The 18,207-nt window shown below is 66.0% G+C and carries 16 protein-coding genes and 3 tRNA genes; 1 reads left to right on the top strand and 18 read right to left on the bottom strand.

The window, feature by feature from the left end; translation table 11 throughout:
• Positions 1-46 precede the first annotated feature (46 nt).
• The 9 genes from Q8O26_RS13575 to Q8O26_RS13535 all read right to left on the bottom strand — a co-directional run bounded on the left by Q8O26_RS13575 (position 47) and on the right by Q8O26_RS13535 (position 6,972).
• Positions 47-1,093 carry a hypothetical protein gene (locus tag Q8O26_RS13575; RefSeq protein ID WP_305576450.1) on the bottom strand — a complete coding sequence of 349 codons (1,047 nt, stop codon included), beginning with the start codon at positions 1,091-1,093 and terminating at the stop codon, positions 47-49.
• Positions 1,023-1,481: a hypothetical protein gene (locus Q8O26_RS13570; protein WP_305576448.1), complete on the bottom strand. Its 459-nt coding sequence runs from the start codon at positions 1,479-1,481 to the stop codon at positions 1,023-1,025. The genes Q8O26_RS13575 and Q8O26_RS13570 overlap by 71 nt, the downstream gene beginning before the upstream one ends.
• A 5-nt stretch (positions 1,482-1,486) precedes the next feature.
• Positions 1,487-2,788: an NADH-quinone oxidoreductase subunit NuoF gene (nuoF, locus tag Q8O26_RS13565; protein ID WP_305576446.1), complete on the bottom strand. Its 1,302-nt coding sequence runs from the start codon at positions 2,786-2,788 to the stop codon at positions 1,487-1,489.
• A gap of 4 nt (positions 2,789-2,792) precedes the next feature.
• Positions 2,793-3,842 carry an NADH-quinone oxidoreductase subunit NuoE gene (nuoE, locus tag Q8O26_RS13560; RefSeq protein ID WP_305576444.1) on the bottom strand — a complete coding sequence of 350 codons (1,050 nt, stop codon included), beginning with the start codon at positions 3,840-3,842 and terminating at the stop codon, positions 2,793-2,795.
• Positions 3,839-5,023 carry an NADH-quinone oxidoreductase subunit D gene (locus Q8O26_RS13555; RefSeq protein ID WP_305576442.1) on the bottom strand — a complete coding sequence of 395 codons (1,185 nt, stop codon included), beginning with the start codon at positions 5,021-5,023 and terminating at the stop codon, positions 3,839-3,841. Before Q8O26_RS13555 ends, nuoE begins: the two co-directional genes overlap by 4 nt.
• A gap of 2 nt (positions 5,024-5,025) precedes the next feature.
• Positions 5,026-5,625 (bottom strand): NADH-quinone oxidoreductase subunit C, encoded by a 600-nt coding sequence (locus Q8O26_RS13550; RefSeq protein WP_305576440.1) that lies wholly within the window; start codon positions 5,623-5,625, stop codon positions 5,026-5,028.
• Positions 5,626-5,634: 9 nt separating this feature from the next.
• Positions 5,635-6,216: an NADH-quinone oxidoreductase subunit B family protein gene (locus Q8O26_RS13545; RefSeq protein ID WP_305576438.1), complete on the bottom strand. Its 582-nt coding sequence runs from the start codon at positions 6,214-6,216 to the stop codon at positions 5,635-5,637.
• Positions 6,217-6,226: 10 nt separating this feature from the next.
• Complete coding sequence (locus Q8O26_RS13540; RefSeq protein WP_305576436.1) at positions 6,227-6,604, bottom strand: NADH-quinone oxidoreductase subunit A; 378 nt, start codon at positions 6,602-6,604, stop codon at positions 6,227-6,229.
• Positions 6,605-6,895: 291 nt separating this feature from the next.
• Positions 6,896-6,972, bottom strand: a tRNA-Asp gene (locus Q8O26_RS13535).
• 262 nt (positions 6,973-7,234) lie between these two features.
• Between Q8O26_RS13535 and Q8O26_RS13530 the strand changes: the two genes are divergently transcribed.
• On the top strand, positions 7,235-9,214 hold the full coding sequence (locus Q8O26_RS13530; RefSeq protein WP_305576434.1) for a methyl-accepting chemotaxis protein: 1,980 nt from the start codon (positions 7,235-7,237) through the stop codon (positions 9,212-9,214).
• Positions 9,215-9,292: 78 nt separating this feature from the next.
• Here the strand turns inward: Q8O26_RS13530 and Q8O26_RS13525 are convergent, their stop codons facing one another.
• The 9 genes from Q8O26_RS13525 to Q8O26_RS13485 all read right to left on the bottom strand — a co-directional run bounded on the left by Q8O26_RS13525 (position 9,293) and on the right by Q8O26_RS13485 (position 18,168).
• The gene (locus Q8O26_RS13525) at positions 9,293-10,393 is read right to left on the bottom strand and encodes an AbrB family transcriptional regulator (RefSeq protein WP_305576432.1); all 1,101 of its coding nucleotides are present in this window, start codon (positions 10,391-10,393) and stop codon (positions 9,293-9,295) included.
• 159 nt (positions 10,394-10,552) lie between these two features.
• Positions 10,553-10,628: transfer RNA gene (locus Q8O26_RS13520), tRNA-Val, on the bottom strand.
• Between the two features lie 148 nt (positions 10,629-10,776).
• Positions 10,777-11,088, bottom strand: a complete 312-nt coding sequence (locus Q8O26_RS13515; protein WP_305576510.1) for an HU family DNA-binding protein — start codon at positions 11,086-11,088, stop codon at positions 10,777-10,779.
• A 160-nt stretch (positions 11,089-11,248) separates the two neighbouring features.
• Positions 11,249-13,675: an endopeptidase La gene (lon, locus tag Q8O26_RS13510; RefSeq protein ID WP_305576430.1), complete on the bottom strand. Its 2,427-nt coding sequence runs from the start codon at positions 13,673-13,675 to the stop codon at positions 11,249-11,251.
• Between the two features lie 395 nt (positions 13,676-14,070).
• A complete protein-coding gene (gene clpX, locus Q8O26_RS13505; RefSeq protein WP_305576428.1) occupies positions 14,071-15,327 on the bottom strand; it encodes an ATP-dependent Clp protease ATP-binding subunit ClpX in 1,257 nt (418 codons plus the stop codon).
• A gap of 290 nt (positions 15,328-15,617) precedes the next feature.
• Complete coding sequence (gene clpP / locus Q8O26_RS13500) at positions 15,618-16,253, bottom strand: ATP-dependent Clp endopeptidase proteolytic subunit ClpP (RefSeq protein WP_305576426.1); 636 nt, start codon at positions 16,251-16,253, stop codon at positions 15,618-15,620.
• A gap of 170 nt (positions 16,254-16,423) precedes the next feature.
• A complete protein-coding gene (gene tig, locus Q8O26_RS13495) occupies positions 16,424-17,782 on the bottom strand; it encodes a trigger factor (RefSeq protein ID WP_305576425.1) in 1,359 nt (452 codons plus the stop codon).
• A gap of 43 nt (positions 17,783-17,825) precedes the next feature.
• Positions 17,826-17,910: transfer RNA gene (locus Q8O26_RS13490), tRNA-Leu, on the bottom strand.
• A 111-nt stretch (positions 17,911-18,021) separates the two neighbouring features.
• The gene (locus Q8O26_RS13485) at positions 18,022-18,168 is read right to left on the bottom strand and encodes a hypothetical protein (RefSeq protein ID WP_305576423.1); all 147 of its coding nucleotides are present in this window, start codon (positions 18,166-18,168) and stop codon (positions 18,022-18,024) included.
• Between the last annotated feature and the right edge of the window lie 39 nt (positions 18,169-18,207).

Below are 18,207 nucleotides of genomic sequence, written 5' to 3'. Positions count from 1 at the left end.
ACCCCTCATCTCAAATCCACCTGCCCTTGCGAGGCCGGCGGAGGCTTCAGTCCTTGCCGGGCTCGGAGCCCGGATTCTTCTGAATCGACAGCTTGGGCAGCGAAATGCCCTTCGACGTCGATGTGGTCGCTATTGTCAGCGCTTTCGGCGCTTTGGGGACAACTTTTTTTGCAGGGGCTGCGGCAACCGGGGGCTCTGCCGTTGAAGGCATTGCCATTTTCGGCTTCGGCGGTGATCCACCAGGCCGCGAAGGCTTCGGCGGTATCCCCGTCGGCTTGGCCGACACGGGCTTGGCAGCCTCGACCGGAGCAACGGCCGGGACTTCCGGCACCGCCGTCTTGACAGCGGCGGCCTTCGGGGCGGCGGGCGCATCCTTGGGCGACACGACCTTCATCGCCTTGGGCTTCGGCGGCGAGCCGCCGGGGCGCGTCGGCTTCGGCGGCGCGGCCGAGGGCTTGGCCGGCACAGGCTTCGCCGCTTCCACGGTGGCGGCCGGAGCGGAAACCTTTGTGGCCGGCAGCGTCACCGCGGCAGCCTGGAGAGCCGGTTCGTTGGCCCGAACGACCTTGGCAGCGACGACCTTGGCAGGGACGACCTTCGTCGGGACGGCCTTCATCGCCTTGGGCTTCGACGACGCGGCCGGCGGCTTGGCCGGCGCAGGCTTCGCCGCTTCGACCGCGGTAAGCGCGACCGGCGGCGGGTTGGAGACGACGAGCCGCGGCGCGGCGGCAGCCGGCGCCGGAGCGCCCTGGTCGCGGCCGATGACCTCGAAGGCCCGTGCGAAGGCGAAGCCAAAGCCGCACATGGTGACGATACCGCCCAGCATCATGGTGCTCGGCAGCATCATCGCGGCCATGGCCGGGCCAGTCAGGGCATCCAGCGACATGTTCGCGCTGGCAGGCAATGCACTCACGGTCTTGGTGGCAGCGGTCATGACCGGCCCTCCATCGCGGTTGCGGTGATGCACTGCCTCCGTCGCCGGGAGTGTCCCGAAGTCGGCTCGATGTGGAAAGGCGGGCTCTTCATCGTCCCGCCATCTGCGTCTCGACCTGCGCCTTGAGTTCGGCGAGGGAACGGTTGCCGGCAGCGACATCCTCGGGCGTCAGCAGCACGGCGCAGCGCGTGCCGTCGCCGTCGATCAGGAAGCGCCGCTCGGTCAGGGCGGTGCGGTTGCCCGCCCCTTCCGTGGAGATCACGATGCTGACGCGGCGGCCTGGCTTGTGCGGGCCGCAGACGGCGGCGAGCGCCGGCGTCGTCTCGGTGATCGGCCGTTCCAGTACGACGGTGCGGGCATTGGGCGTGCGCGCCGACGCCCCACGGGACGCAGCGCGCATCAACAGGGTCTGGCGGACGAAGTCCGGCGAGGCGTTGATGGTGATGCGCAGCGCGGTCTCGCCGGTCGGACGGGGCGGCGGCGGGGCCGCCGTGACGCAGCCGCCGAGCGCGAGGATACCGATCAGGAGAAGGCCGTGCCGGGTCATGCGCGTCACTCCGCAGCGATTCGCACGGGTTCGCCGTGCGGGTTGGCCGAATAGGCGTCGATCTTCTTCTCGATCTCGTGACGGAAGTGCCGGATCAGGCCCTGGACCGGCCAGGCCGCGGCGTCGCCGAGCGCACAGATCGTGTGGCCTTCGACCTGCCCCGCCACTTCGAGGAGCATGTCGATCTCCTTCTTCTGGGCGCGGCCTTCCGACATGCGCGTCAGCACGCGCCACATCCAGCCGGTGCCCTCGCGGCATGGCGTGCACTGGCCGCAGCTCTCGTGCTTGTAGAAATAGGAGATGCGGGTGATCGCCTTCACCACGTCGGTCGACTTGTCGAGGACGATGACCGCCGCCGTGCCGAGGCCCGACTTCAGGGCGCGCAGCGAATCGAAGTCCATCGGCGCGTCCCAGATCTGCTCGGCCGGCACCAGCGGCACCGAGGAACCGCCGGGAATGACGGCGAGGAGGTTGTCCCTGCCGCCGCGGATGCCGCCGCAATGCTTCTCGACGAGTTCCGAGAAGGGCACCGACATCGCCTCCTCGAAGGTCGCCGGCTTGTTCACGTGGCCGGAGACGCAGAACAGCTTGGTGCCGACATTGTTCGGCGCACCGAAGGAGGAGAACCAGGTCGCCCCGCGCCGCAGGATCGTCGGCGTCACGGCGATCGACTCGACGTTGTTCACCGTCGTCGGGCAGCCGTAGAGGCCCATATTGGCCGGGAACGGCGGCTTCAGCCGCGGCTGGCCCTTCTTGCCCTCGAGGCTTTCGAGCAGCGCCGTCTCCTCGCCGCAGATATAGGCGCCGGCGCCGTGATGGACGTAGAGGTCGAAGTCCCAGCCGTTGGTGTTGCCCTTGCCGAGGAGGCCGGCGTCGTAGCACTCGTCGATGGCGCGCTGCAGCGCCTCGCGCTCGCGGATGAACTCGCCGCGCACGTAGATGTAGCCCACATGCGCGCCCATCGCGCACGCGGCGATCAGGCACCCCTCGATCAGCGTATGCGGGTCGTTGCGCAGGATCTCGCGATCCTTGCAGGTGCCCGGCTCCGACTCGTCGGCATTGACCACGAGGTAATGCGGCCGGCCGTCCGACTGCTTCGGCATGAACGACCATTTCAGACCGGTCGGGAAGCCGGCGCCGCCGCGGCCGCGCAGCCCCGAATCCTTGATCTGCTGGATGATCCAGTCGCGGCCCTGGGCGATGAAGCCTTTGGTCCCGTCCCAGTTCCCGCGCGCCATCGCGCCTTTCAGGCTCTTGTCCTGGAAGCCGTAGATATTGGTGAAGATGCGGTCCTTGTCGGCGAGCATGCTCTCACTCCTTGACGGACGGCAGACCCGCCGCCAGCGCCTTGGCCTGCACCGTCCACTCTTCGCGGTCGATACGGCCGGGGAACGACAGATAAGTGCCGACCCAGCGGATTTCTTCGCGGGTCAAGGCGGCGATCTGGTCGAAATGGAAAATGCCGAGGGCGTTCAGCTTGCCCTCGTTGACCGGCCCGATGCCCTTCACCTGCTGAAGCTTGTCGGCCTTCGCCTCGCGGGCCGCCGGCAGACCCTGCGGCCGAATGCCGACCGCGTCGGCCTTCTGCTCGGGCGTGGCGTCGGCAGCGAGCGTCGCCAGCTTCGCCTTGATGTCGGCCTCTTCCCGCGCCGCCAGGGCCAGCGCTTCGGCGGAAGGTCCGGTGTCGGCGACCGGCCTCTCGGCGACCTTCTTCTCGGCGACCATGGCGCCCCCGGGCGCCGCGGCATCATACGGCAGGTCGCGCAGCGTCAGCGCCCCGCCCTCGGGCTCGGCGCCGTGGCGTCCGTTCTGCGGGCCAGGAGCCGGTTTCTCGCCGCGGGCGAAGGCGTCGAGCACCTTCTCAAGGCTCTCCGGCGTCAGATCCTCATAGGTGTCGGAGAAGACCTGGATCATCGGTGCGTTGACGCAGGCGCCGGCGCATTCGACCTCTTCCCACGAGAAGTCGCCATCGTCGGACAGGTGGAACGGCTCGTGATGGATCCGGCTCTTGCAGACCTTGATCAGCGCCTCGGCGCCGCGCAGCATGCAGGGCGTCGTGCCGCAAACCTGAACATGTGCCTTCTTCCCAACCGGTTGCAGCTGGAACATCGTGTAGAAGGTCGCCACCTCGAAGACCCGGATATAGGGCATGTCGAGCATGTCGGCGATATATTCGATGGCCGCCTTCGGCAGCCAGTAGGCGTGCTGCTCCTGCGCCCGCCACAGGAGCGGGATCACGGCGGAGGCCTTCCGCTCGGACGGATAATTGCCGACCGTCTTCTGCGCCCATGCGAGATTGTCGGGGGTGAAGGCGAAGGAGGCCGGCTGGACCTCGTCTGGCGCCAGTCTGCGAACGCTCACCGGTCAACCTCTCCGAACACGATGTCGATGGAGCCGAGAATGGCGGAGACATCCGCCAGCAAATGGCCCTTGCACAGGAAATCCATGGCCTGCAGGTGGGCGAAGCCCGGCGCCCTGATCTTGCAGCGATAGGGTTTGTTGGTCCCGTCGGCGATCAGATAGACGCCGAATTCGCCCTTCGGCGCCTCGACCGCGGCGTAGATCTCGCCGGCCGGCACGTGGAAGCCTTCGGTGTAGAGCTTGAAGTGGTGGATGAGCGCCTCCATCGAGCGCTTCATCTCGCCCCGCTTCGGCGGCACCACCTTGTTGTCCTTGGTCGAGACCGGGCCGGGCGTCTCGCGCAGCAGCTTGCAGCACTGGCGCATGATCTTCACCGACTGGCGCATCTCCTCCATGCGAATGAGATAGCGGTCGTAGCAATCGCCGTTCTTGCCGATCGGAATGTCGAAATCGAGCTCGGCATAGCACTCGTAGGGCTGCGACTTCCTGAGGTCCCAGGGCGCGCCGGAACCGCGCACCATCACGCCCGAGAAGCCCCAGGCCCAGCACTCGTCGAGCGTGACGACGCCGATGTCGACGTTGCGCTGCTTGAAGATGCGGTTGGGGGTCAAGAGCGCGTCGAGGTCACCGACCACCTTGAGGAAGGGGTCGCACCAGGCCTCGATATCCTCGACGAGACCGACCGGCAGGTCCTGGTGAACGCCGCCGACGCGGAAATAGGCCGCGTGCATGCGCGAGCCCGAGGCGCGCTCGTAGAAGATCATCAGCTTCTCGCGCTCCTCGAAGCCCCACAGCGGCGGCGTCAGCGCGCCGACGTCCATCGCCTGAGTCGTCACGTTGAGGAGGTGCGAAAGAATGCGGCCGATTTCGCTGTAGAGCACGCGGATCAGCTGGCCACGCCTCGGCACGTCAATGCCCAGCATGCGCTCGATCGCCAGGCAGAACGCATGTTCCTGGTTCATCGGCGCGACATAGTCGAGCCTGTCGAAATAGGGGAGCGCCTGCAGATAGGTCTTGGTCTCGATCAGCTTCTCGGTGCCGCGATGCAGCAGCCCGATATGCGGGTCGCAGCGCTCGACCACCTCGCCGTCGAGTTCCATGACGAGCCGGAGAACGCCATGGGCCGCCGGGTGCTGCGGACCCCAGTTGAAGGTGAAGTTGCGAATCTCGGCTTCGGCCATGCTCAGTTCGCCTTGGCTTTTTCGTCGCCGGGCAGGACATAGTCAGTCCCTTCCCAGGGCGACAGGAAATCGAACTGGCGGAATTCCTGCGGCAGCCGGACCGGCTCGTAGACGACGCGCTTGACCTCATCGTCGTAGCGCACCTCGACGAAGCCCGAGGTCGGGAAGTCCTTGCGCAGCGGATGGCCGTCGAAACCGTAATCAGTCAGCAGGCGCCTCAGGTCCGGATGGCCGGTGAACAGCACGCCGAAGAGATCGTAGGTCTCGCGCTCGAACCACAGCGCGCCGGGAAACACGTCCGTCGCCGAGGCGATCGGCGTCGTCTCGTCGGTCTGGATCTTGATCCGGACCCGGCGGTTAAACTTCGGCGACAGCAGGTGATAGACCACGTCGAAACGCTTTGCGCGGCCCGGATAGTCGACGCCGCAGATGTCGATGATGTTGCGAAACAGGCAGCCGGGATCATCGCGCAGATGGGTCAGAATACGGACGATGTCGCCCGCCTCCGCCTGGAGCGTCAGTTCGCCATAGGCGACGCGCGCACCCGTCACGGCGCCCGGCAGCGCCGCCTTGATCGTCTCGCCGAGCTCTTCAAGCGACATCGTGTCCCCTCACCGCTCGATCGTGCCGGTGCGGCGGATCTTCTTCTGCAGCAGCAGCACGCCGTAGAGCAGCGCCTCGGCCGTCGGCGGGCAGCCCGGCACATAGATGTCGACCGGGACGATCCGGTCGCAGCCGCGCACCACCGCGTAGGAATAGTGATAATAGCCGCCGCCATTGGCACAGGAGCCCATGGAGATGACGTAGCGCGGCTCCGGCATCTGGTCGTAGACCTTGCGCAGCGCCGGGGCCATCTTGTTGGTCAGCGTTCCCGCCACGATCATCACGTCCGACTGGCGCGGCGAAGCGCGCGGCGCGAAGCCGAAGCGCTCGACGTCGTAGCGCGGCATGGACAGCTGCATCATTTCGACGGCGCAGCAGGCCAGCCCGAACGTCATCCACATCAGCGAGCCGGTCCGCGCCCAGTTGATGAGCTCGTCCGTCGCCGTGACGATGAAGCCCTTGTCGGCCAGTTCGTTGTTGACGCCGGTAAAAAACGGATCGGAGGCGCCCAGCGGTCGCCCGTCGGCGCCGATGAGGCCCTTAGGGGCCGGAGCGACGAGCGGAGCGCCGCGATCGATTGCGGTGGGCATGGTCAGAACCTCAATCCCACTCCAGGGCGCCCTTCTTCCACTCGTAGACGAACCCGATCGTCAATACGCCGAGGAAGGCCATCATGGACCAGAAGCCGAACAGTCCAACCTCCTTGAAAGCCACCGCCCAGGGGAACAGGAAGGCGACCTCGAGGTCGAAGATGATGAAAAGGATGGCGACGAGATAGAACCGCACGTCGAATTTCATGCGGGCATCGTCGAAGGCGTTGAAACCGCACTCGTAAGCCGAGAGCTTCTCGCTGTCGGGCCTCGAGAAGGCGACGACGAACGGAGCGACGAGAAGGGCAATTCCGATGAAGCCGGCCAGCGCGATGAAGATCACCAGCGGCAGATAGTCGTTCAGCAGCGCGGATGTCGCAGCCTGCATCGAAGGCCCTCCTGCATGACCGGCAAGGGGCGCGCGAGCCCCCGAACCGGCTATGCCCTGTGCCTTACTCCCTCCCCTGTTGCGGTGCAAGCAGCGGGCAGACCTTCAGGAGTCGCTTTCCTTGGAAACGTTATGAAAATCGCGCGGCATCCGTCCTCACTTCGAGGCGAGAACCGGAAAAGCGGCGAATCACCCGCGAAACGTATCGGCATTCCGACCAGCGAGGCGAAGCAGAGGGGCCGCCGGATGCTGGAACAAATGCCCGCGAAAGGACAGGTCCGGCGAGAACAATGGCGCGGGCGACGGGACTCGAACCCGCGACCTCCGGCGTGACAGGCCGGCACTCTAACCAACTGAGCTACGCCCGCGCGTTGCTCGGCGCGCTTGATGTGCGCCGGTCGAGGTGGCGGGAATTACGGGAGGCTCATGAGCCTGTCAAGGCGAATTGCGGATATCGCCGCATTTGCCCACCGATGCGTCAGGGCATGGGATGAACGGGAGGCACGCCGGACATGGCTTCATGTCTCTTTTGACGCCTTCCCGCTCATTTGAGTCTTCTTTAACCAGAGTCGCGCGAAATACCTCCGCAATCAGGTGCGCGAATGTGCCGAACAGCGGATGGACGCGTTCATGGCCTTGGGAAGTCTTCTGCAACTGCGCACGATCGGCGTGAAGCTGATGGTAACGGTAACGGCCACCGCCCTCGTCGCGGCGGGCGTTGTTGGCACCGCCGGCTACTTCCAGCAGGACGCTCTCAGCGATCAGGCCATCGAGTCGGCTCTCGTCCAGCGTTACGAGGCTGTCGTCGCAGCCATGACCGAGCAGGGGCAGCGCGCCGCCGCTGCCTCCCAGGCCATCGCCAACGATCCGCGCGTCGCGGAGAGCTTACTGAAGGACGACCGCGCCGGGCTCCTCGCCGCCATGAAGGATCTCGGTGAGCCGATGAGGACCGGGCTCGGCCTCGGCCTCCTGAGCTTCCAGAGGCCCGACGGCACGGCCTTCGCCCGCGTCCACGCTCCGCAGGCCTTCGGCGACAACGTGCTGAGCCGCCGCAACACTATACGCTCCGCCATTTCCTCGGGCGCACAGGTTGTCGGCATCGAGCCGGGCCGCGACAACGTCTCGATCTTCGCCGTCACGCCGGTACGCTCCGGCGGGCAGATCGTCGGCGTCACGGATATCGGCGCGGCGCTCGGCCTTCCCTTCCTCACCGACCTGAAGCGCCGCTTCAAGGCCGACATCGCCATGCACCTCATCCAGGACGGCGCGCTGAACTCGCTGGGGGCGACCTTCGCCGAGAAGACCCTCCTCCCCCTACCCGTCCATCAGGCGGCGCTCCAGGCTCCGGGGCTGTGGCGCGAATCGACCATCGGCGGCCATCCCGTCGCCGTGCTGGCGGGACCGCTACGGAACTTTTCCGGCCAGCCGATCGGCACGCTCGAGGTCGCCATCGACACCCGCGCCTTCGTCTCCGCCCGCAACACCGCCATGCTGACGCTGCTCGCTGTCCTGCTGGCGGTGGCCGTCGCCGGCATCGGCATCGCCACCTTGCTCACCCGCCACCTCGGCAAGCCTATCCGCGAGCTCAATGCCACCATGACGGCGCTCGCCGCCGGCGACCATGCGCAGCACGTCACCTCGGTCGACCGCCGCGACGAGATCGGCGACATGGCGCGCTCGGTGGAGGTGTTCCGCGAGAACGCCGTCGCCCGCGCCCGTCTGGAGTCGGAAACCGAGGCGGAGGCCCGCGCCCGCCAGGCCCGCCAGGCCCGTATCGACTCTCTGGTGCGCGACTTCTCCGAATCGATCGGCACCGTGCTCCAGGGGGTCGGCGACAATGCCGGCCGGATGGAAGAAACCGCCCGCACCCTCACCGGCATCGCCGCCGGCGCATCCGGGCAGGCCGACCAGGCTTCGGGCGCCTCGCGCCAGGCTTCGGCCAACGTCCAGTCGGTCGCGGCCGCATCGGAGGAACTGTCGGCGTCGATCAACGAGATCGCCAACCAGATCGGCCAGACCAATTCCGTCGTCGAGCGCGCCAGCGCCGAAGCCGACGGCGCCAACCAGCGCGTCAAGGCGCTGGCCGAGGCGGCGGGCCGGATCGGAGAGGTCCTCAACCTCATCCGCGCCATCGCCGAACAGACCAATCTCCTCGCCCTCAATGCCACCATCGAGGCGGCGCGTGCCGGTGAAGCGGGCCGCGGCTTCGCCGTCGTCGCCAGCGAGGTGAAGTCCCTCGCCGGTCAGACCGCCAAGGCGACCGAGGAGATCGCCGCGCAGATCAACGCGGTGCAGCAGGAGACGACGACGGCGGTCGGCTCCATCGAGGCCATCGCCCAGACCATGACCGAAGTCGCGAGCTATGCCTCGGCGGTCGCCGAGGCCATCGAGCAGCAGCGGGCGGCCACCGACGAAATCTCACAGAACGTCCAGGCCGCCGCCACCGGGACGGCCCGCGTCGTCGACAACATCACCGCCGTCACCTCCGCTTCGGCCGAAACCAACAGCTCGGCCTCGCAGGTGCTGACCGCCGCACGCAGCCTCTCCGAACAGGCCACCACCCTGTCCCGCTCGGTCGAGACCTTCCTCCGCGAGGTCAAGGCCGCCTGACGCCTGTCGGCGCCACGGGACCATCCGGCAACACGCTGGCCGGGGGCGGACACGCCTCCGGCCTGTCGCCTCTGCGGGTCAGGGCCGTGGCCCGGCTCCTGCACCGAGCCAGCGGAACGTCAGCGGCGCGGCGATCATCGTCAGGAAGACCCGGATGATGTGGAAGGCGGCGACGAAGGCGACCTCGGCCTGCAGGGTGACCGCGATCAGCGCCATCTCCGTCAAACCGCCGGGCGAATATGCGAGGATCAGCGTCACGGTGGAAAAGCCCGACAGGTGAGAGAAGGTCACCGCGAACAGCGTCATCCAGAACAGCAGGATGGCGGTCGATCCGACCGAGAGCGCCAGCACACGCCAGACCACCCTGCCCGCCGTTCCCGCAAAGCGGCAGCCGATGGCGACCCCGAGCACGAGCTGGGCGGCATTGACGATCTCATAGGGCGGCTTGAAGTCGGACAGGCCGGAAACATGCACGGCGGCACTCGCGATCATGCAGCCGAGCAGCGTCTTGGCCGGAAGCCGCAGGACGTGGCCGAGGAAAGCGCCGGCAAAGCAGCAGACGACCAACCAGAGTTCCGACGTGAGCGGAGCGTCGAACATCGACACGCCACCGACCGGACGGTCCAGCCGGATGCCCTGGCTGAACTGGATGATGAAGGGCAGCGTCAGCACCACCAGCAGGATGCGCGCCGAATGGACGAGCGCGATGACGCGCGCGTCGCCGCCGCGTTCCTCGCCGTAGATGACCATCTCGACGAGCCCGCCGGGCATGCCGGAGAAAAACGACGTGACCCAGTCGTAGCCGCCGACCCGGCGGTAGTACCAGACGACCGACAGGCCGCAGGCCATCATGAACAGCACCAGCCCGGCCAGCGGCACGAGCCATTGCGGCAGCTGGTAGACGATGTCCGGCGAGAAGCCCGAACCCAGCATGACGCCGATGATGGCGGACATCGGCGAACGGATGACGTTGGGGGCCGCGACGGGCGCCCGCGCCAGCGCGGCGATGGTGCAGACCGTCATCGCACCCAGCATCCAGGGCAGAGGCAGGCGCAGGGCATGGAAGATCACGCCGCCCAGGATGCCGAGGGCGAGGGCGAAGGCGAAGCGGCGATAGGGGAAAACGGTGGGAGACAGTTCCGCGAAACCGTTGCGGACTTCGGCGAGCCAACCCGTCACATCCCTGCCCTCTCACGCTGTCGGCCGCTGCGCCGCGACGTGCCGCCGCTTAGCACGGCACCAGGACCACAACGGACGCGATTTCGACAAGCCAGCTGCCCGTGCCCGAGGCCGCCGCAGCATCGCGGCCGGGAGATCGACAGGTCAGCCGATGGGGAATGGTGGGCAGTGACGGGCTCGAACCGCCGACATCCTGCGTGTAAAGCAGGCGCTCTACCAACTGAGCTAACCGCCCCCGGGGATCATGGTGCTCCCGCCATGTAGACCGCTCCCGCCGCCGGGACAAGAGGCGCCTCGGCCCCGGACCGGCACGACGCGGCAAGACGAAAACGCCGCCGCAGCCCCAGGCCGCAGCGGCGTTTCGCCAATACGGCGTCAACGGATCAGGAGTTGACGGCGTCCTTCAGGCCCTTGCCGGCCGAGAACTTCGGCGCGTTGGAGGCCTTGATCTGCACGGGCTTGCCGGTGCGCGGGTCGCGACCCTCGCGGGCGGCGCGCTTGGTCACCGAGAAGGCACCGAAACCGACGAGCTTCACGTCGCCACCGGCCTTCAGCGTGGCGGCGATGGCGTCGAACGTGGCATCCACTGCTGCACCCGCCTGCGCCTTCGTCAGGCTCGCCGCATCGGCGACCGCGGCGATCAGTTCGTTTTTGGTCACGGGCTGTTCTCCTTCAGTTTGCGCCGGTCCGGGAATGCGGATTCCGTTGCCGGCGGGCGTTCCCTTTGCCGCGCCAGCAGTCCGAAAGCAAGGAAAATGCTGGATTTTCCGCCCGCTGCCGGTTGATTTTCGAGGCTTTCAACAGAAAACCCCGGGCCTCGGCCCGGGGTTTGCGATCATGAGCGGAAGGCTGGGTTCAATGCGCGACGACGCCGGACGGGTCCTCTTCGCCGGCCTTTCGCTGCGTCATGGGCTCGGTTTCCTCGTCCCATTCCACCGGCTCGGGCACGCGGATCAGCGCGTGCTTGATCACCTCGTCCATATGCGAAACCGGGATGATCTCCAGCCCGTTCTTCACATTGTCCGGGATCTCCGCGAGGTCCTTGGCATTCTCCTCGGGGATGAGGACCGTCTTCAGACCACCGCGCAGCGCGGCCAGCAGCTTCTCCTTCAGGCCCCCGATCGGCAACGCCCTGCCCCGCAGCGTGACCTCGCCGGTCATGGCGATGTCCTTGCGGATCGGGATGCCGGTCAAGACCGAGATGATGGCTGTTGCCATCGCAATACCAGCCGACGGACCGTCCTTCGGGGTCGCCCCCTCGGGCACATGGACGTGGATGTCGCGCTTGTCGAACAGCGTCGGCTTGATGCCGAAGGCGAGCGAGCGCGACCGCACATAGGATGCGGCGGCACTGATCGATTCCTTCATCACGTCCTTCAGGTTGCCCGTCACCGTCATGCGGCCCTTGCCGGGCATCATCACGGCTTCGATGGTCAGGAGCTCGCCGCCAACCTCGGTCCAGGCGAGGCCCGTGACGGCGCCGACCTGATCCTCGGTCTCCGCCATGCCGAAGCGATAGCGAGGGACGCCGAGATACTCCTCGACCACCTTCGGGGTGACCTTGATCGTCTTCTTCTTGGTCAGCGTCAGGTCCTTCACGCCCTTGCGGACGAGGTTGGACATCTCACGCTCCAAGTTGCGGACGCCCGCCTCCCGCGTGTAGCGGCGGATGACGGTCATCAGCGCCTCGTCGGTGATCGACCAGTCCTTCTCGCTCAGGCCGTGCTTGGTGACGGCGTTGGGGATCAGGTGCTTCTTGGCGATCTCGCGCTTCTCGTCCTCGGTATAGCCGGCGATGCGGATCGTCTCCATGCGGTCCAGCAGGGGCGGCGGGATGTTCAGCGTGTTCGCCGTGGTGACGAACATCACGCTCGAGAGATCGAAATCGACCTCCAGATAGTGATCGTTGAACGTCGCGTTCTGCTCGGGGTCGAGCACCTCGAGGAGAGCCGCGGAGGGATCGCCGCGGAAGTCCTGGCCCATCTTGTCGATCTCATCGAGCAGGAACAGCGGGTTCGCCGTCTTCGCCTTCTTCATCGACTGGATGATCTTGCCCGGCATCGAGCCGATATAGGTGCGCCGGTGGCCACGGATTTCGGCCTCGTCACGCACGCCGCCGAGCGAGATGCGCACGAATTCGCGCCCCGTCGCCTTGGCGATCGACTTGCCGAGCGAGGTCTTGCCGACGCCGGGAGGACCGACCAGGCAGAGGATCGGGCCCGTCAGCTTGTTGGCGCGCTGCTGCACCGCCAGGTACTCGACGATGCGGTCCTTGACCTTGTCGAGGCCGAAATGGTCGGCGTCGAGCAGTTTCTGCGCGGCCGGCAGGTCCTTCTTGATCTTCGACTTCTTGCCCCAGGGCAGCGACAGCATCCAGTCGAGATAGTTCCGCACGACCGTCGCCTCGGCCGACATCGGCGACATCTGGCGCAGCTTCTTCAGCTCGTGGTTGGCCTTGTCGCGGGCCTCCTTCGAGAGCTTGGTCTTCTTGATCTTGTCCTCGAGCTCGACCAGCTCATCACGGCCGTCCTCGTCGCCGAGTTCCTTCTGGATCGCCTTCATCTGCTCGTTGAGGTAGTACTCGCGCTGCGTCTTCTCCATCTGGCGCTTGACGCGGGTGCGGATCTTCTTCTCGACCTGCAGGACCGAAATCTCGCTCTCCATCAGGCCGAGCGCCTTCTCCAGCCGCTTGGCGACGTCGATCGTCTCCAGCACCGACTGCTTGTCGGAAATCTTCACGGCAAGGTGCGAGGCGACCGTGTCGGCTAGCTTCGACGGCTCGTCGATCTGGCTGACCACCGAGACGATCTCCGGCGAGACCTTCTTGTTGAGCTTCACGTAGCCCTCGAACTCGGTGATCACCGAGCGCGCCAGCGCCTGGACCTGGACCTTGTCGCCGATCTCGTCGGCAATCGCCCCGGCCTCGGCCTCGTAGAACTCCTCGCGGCCGGAATAGGCACCGATGCGGGCGCGCGAAACACCCTCCACCAGCACCTTCACGGTGCCATCGGGCAGCTTCAGGAGCTGGAGGACGGAGGCGAGCGTGCCGATCTCGTAAATGGCCTCGGGCTCGGGATCATCGTCCTGCGCCTTCATCTGGGTCGCGAGCAGGATATGCGTCTCGGCGCGCATCACCTCCTCGAGGGCGCGAATCGACTTCTCGCGGCCGACGAAGAGAGGCACGATCATGTGGGGGAAGACCACGATGTCGCGCAGCGGCAGGACCGGGAAGGTCTTGACCTCGCCGGGGTTGAGGGGCGGACGCTTCTTGGCATCGCTCATGGTTCACTCGTCCTTTCCTCGACACGCCGCGAAGCGGCCCTTGCGGGCCCGCGCCGACGGCGGCGCTCGGATGATTCCTGGCTAGGGTGACGCGGAATTACGCTTTTGTCGCGCGGGGACGGCGGCGGGATTGAGGCCGGCCGGGAAGCTCTGCCGGCTTCCTTCGGAGGTCTCGAGGCGCTTGGCCGACCTCGGGCACAAATCCCTGCCCGGGGGTCTGTCGGTGTTCATTAGGTGGCGCTGCACACCCCGGGTGTCAAGGCAACTAAAGGCCGGGGAGCAAAGCCGTTCGAAACACGGCGGGAAAGCGCGATACCGCGGGCTACCGCCCTGCCCCGCAACGCGAAAGAGCGGGCCCGTGGACCCGCCCTCGCAATGCTCGCAGACACGTGGAATCAGGCGCTCTGCGCCTTCTCCTTCTCCGCATAGATGTAGAGGGGACGCGCCTTGCCCTGCACGACCTCGTCGGAGATCACCACCTCTTCGACGCCTTCGAGACCCGGAAGATCATACATCGTGTCGAGCAGGATGCTCTCCATGATGGACCTGAGGCCGCGGGCGCCGGTCTTGCGCTCGATGGCCTTGCGCGAGACCGCGCCGAGCGCGTCCTCGTGGAAGGTGAGGTCGACATTCTCCATCTCGAAGAGGCGCTGGTACTGCTTGACGAGCGCATTCTTCGGCTCGGTCAGGATCTTCTTCAGCGCCGCCTCGTCGAGATCCTCGAGCGTCGCCAGAACCGGCAGACGGCCGACGAACTCGGGGATCAGACCGTACTTCAACAGGTCCTCGGGCTCGACATACCGGAAGATCTCGCCGGTGCGGCGCTCTTCCGGCGCGCGCACGGTGGCGCCGAAGCCGATCGAGGAGCCCTGCCCCTTGGTCGAGATGATCTTCTCCAGGCCGGCGAAGGCGCCGCCGCAGATGAACAGGATGTTGGACGTGTCGACCTGCAGGAACTCCTGCTGGGGGTGCTTGCGCCCACCCTGCGGCGGCACGGAGGCGACGGTGCCCTCCATGATCTTCAGCAGCGCCTGCTGCACGCCCTCACCCGAAACGTCGCGGGTGATCGACGGATTGTCGGACTTGCGCGAGATCTTGTCGATTTCGTCGATATAGACGATGCCGCGCTGCGCCCGCTCGACATTGTAGTCTGAGGCCTGCAGCAGCTTCAGGATGATGTTCTCGACGTCCTCGCCGACATAGCCGGCCTCGGTGAGCGTCGTCGCATCGGCCATCGTGAAGGGCACGTCGAGGATGCGGGCCAGCGTCTGCGCGAGCAGCGTCTTGCCCGAACCGGTCGGTCCGATCAGCAGGATGTTCGACTTCGACAGCTCGACGTCGTTGTGCTTGGTCGCGTGGTTGAGCCGCTTGTAGTGGTTGTGCACCGCCACGGAGAGCACGCGCTTGGCGTGGAACTGGCCGATCACGTAATCGTCCAGGACCTTGCAGATCTCCTTCGGAGTCGGAATGCCGTCCTTGGACTTGACCAGGGACGATTTCGACTCCTCGCGGATGATGTCCATGCAGAGCTCGACGCACTCGTCGCAGATGAACACCGTAGGCCCGGCAATCAGTTTGCGGACCTCATGCTGGCTCTTGCCGCAGAATGAACAGTAGAGGGTGTTCTTCGCGTCGCTGCCGGCCTTGCTCATCATCTCTCTCCAACGCAACCCGTCACCCGTGGGCTCAGGATCGTCTGACGCGAGACCCATCTGGTCTCTCGGTGTCTCGGCCCCCGGTACGCCGTTTGGCTCACTAGCCAAACATGGTGCGCACTGCGGGATCAAGAAAGGATTAACGCTATTTCGTCACATACGGTTCATTGAGGGACCGCAGGCGCGCTCGGATCAGTCTATGCAAAGGGCGGACCGCCAGTGGTGACCCAAAAGTGACACCCCGGGGGATGCCGGTGCCCGGCATCCCGTCCACCCTGCGCCGTTCGTCAAACCTTGGCAGGCTCGGCTTCCTCGGCCCGTTCCTCGATCACCTTGTCGATGAGACCGAACTCCTGCGCCTTCTGCGCCGACATGAAATTGTCGCGCTCGAGCGCCTCCTCGATCTCCTTCAGCGACCGGCCCGTGTGCTTCACATAGACCTCGTTGAGGCGCCGCTTCAGTTCCTTGACCTCTTCGGCGTGGATCAGGATGTCGGTCACCTGGCCGCGATAGCCGCCCGAGGGCTGGTGCACCATGATACGCGAATGCGGCAGGGCGAAGCGCTGGCCCTTGGCGCCGGCCGTGAGCAGCAGCGAGCCCATCGAGGCGGCCTGCCCCATGCAGAGCGTGGTGACGGCCGGCTTGATGAACTGCATCGTGTCGTAGATCGACATGCCCGCCGTGACGACACCGCCCGGCGAGTTGATGTACATGTTGATCTCCTTCTTCGGGTTCTCCGCCTCGAGGAACAGGAGCTGGGCGACGATCAGCGTCGCCATGCCGTCCTCGACCGGGCCCGACAGGAAGATGATCCGCTCCTTCAGGAGGCGGGAATAGATGTCGTAGGACCGCTCGCCGCGGTTGGTCTGCTCGACCACCATCGGCACCAGGTAGTTCATCAGCGTGTCGTGCGGGTCTCTCATCGTCTTCGGTCCTTCGGGGTCGCGATTCGGACGGAGCATCGCCCGAATCTCTTTGACGCCATCCTAACGGCAATGCGCATCCGCGGTGAATCCACACGGTTGCCGGAAAAAGAGAAGGGCCGCACGCGGCGGCCCTTCCTTCACAAGGAATTGTCCGGTCGCAGCGCCTTTCAGGCGGCTTCCTCGCCGTCGTTGTCCTTGAACAGCTCATCCTTGGAGACGGGCTTCTCGGTCACGTCGGCGAGTTCGAGAATGTAGTCCACGACCTTCTCCTCGAAGATCGGAGCGCGGAGCGAGGCGAGAGCCTGGGGGGTCTTGCGGTAATAGTCCCAGACCTGCTGCTCCTGACCGGGGAACTGGCGCGCCCGCTCGACCACGGCGCGCGACACTTCCTCGTCGCTGACCTTGATCTGGGCCTTCTCGCCGATTTCCGCAAGGACGAGGCCGAGGCGGACGCGACGCTGGGCGATGCTGCGATACTCCTCGCGCGCCTTCTCCTCGGTCGTCTCTTCGTCGGTGAAGGTCTTGCCGCGGGATTCGAGATCCTGGCTGACCTGGCGCCAGACGCTCTCGAACTCCTGATCGACCAGCGTCTGCGGCAGGTCGAAGGCGTGCTTCTCGTCGAGCGCGTCGAGCAGCGCGCGCTTCACCTTGCGGCGCGAGGCGCCGGCATATTCGCTCTTCAGGCGGTCGGTGACGGCGGCCTTCAGCTTCGCGAGGTCCTCGAAGCCCACCATCTTGGCGAACTCCTCGTCGATGGCGCGCTCGCCCGGCTTCTCGATCGACTTCACCGTGACGGCGAATTCCGCATCCTTGCCGGCGAGGTTTTCTGCCATGTAGTTCGACGGGAACTTGACCTTCACGACCTTGTCCTCGCCGGCCTTGATGCCGATGAGCTGGTCCTCGAAGCCCGGGATGAAGGAGTTGGAGCCGAGCTCCAGCTGGATGTCCTCGGCGGTGCCGCCCTCGAACTTCTCGCCTTCGATGGTGCCGACGAAGCCGATGGTGAGGCGGTCGCCGTTCTCGCCGGCGGCACCCTCGGGCTTCGCCTCGAACGGGCGGTTCTGCTTCGCCATGGTCTCCAGCATCGACTGGACGTCGGCCTCTGCCGGCTCAACCACCGGACGCTCGACCTTGATGCCCTTGAAATCGGCGAGCTGGATCGTCGGCAGCACCTCGAAGGCGACCGTGTAGTCGAGGTCGGCGGTCCCGTCGAAGACGGCCTTCGCCTCCGACTCGGCCTCGGGCAGCTTCACCGAGGGCTCCTGGGCGAGCTTGAAACCGTTGTCGGCAACGATCTTCTGGTTGGCTTCGCCGACCAGCGCTTCGATGGTCTCGGCGAGCACGGCGCGGCCGTACAGCTTCTTCAGATGGGCCGTCGGTACCTTGCCGGGGCGGAAGCCGTTGATGTTGACGCGGCCCTTGAGGTCGTCGAGGCGGGCATCGGCGCGGGCGGCAAGGTCGGTCACAGGAACCACCACGCGGAATTCGCGCTTCAGACCTTCGGACAGGGTGGCGGTCACCTGCATGGCTTCGTTTCTTTCGTGTTCGTGATCGGCGCGGCCGGCAGGATGGTGCGGGCGGAGGGACTTGAACCCCCACGACTTTCGCCACGGGAACCTAAATCCCGCGTGTCTACCAATTCCACCACGCCCGCCGAGGGCCGCTCGAAATAGCTTCTCGCCCCGGCAGATGCAAGTCATTCACCGGGCGCGGCCTCATAACACCGGCATTTGGCGATTGCATCAAGAAAATCGCGCCTTCGCCGTCAGGTGCGGGCGAAGAGGCCGATCCAGACCATGACGACCGTGGCACCGGCGGCGCCAAGCGCGACCGTCGCCTGGCTGTGCGGCACCAGGCCGAAATAGCCGGCTGCCACCAAACCGGCGATGCCGATCAATGCTATTTTCACCATGGAACGCCTCCATTCGGGACAGGGACGCTCTCCACCTCA

It is taken from the genome of Phreatobacter sp. (assembly GCF_030691135.1).
In the GTDB taxonomy this organism is placed as follows: domain Bacteria; phylum Pseudomonadota; class Alphaproteobacteria; order Rhizobiales; family Phreatobacteraceae; genus Phreatobacter.
The sequence above is the reverse complement of the archived record's forward strand: the minus strand, read 5'-3'. Positions and strand labels throughout refer to the sequence as shown.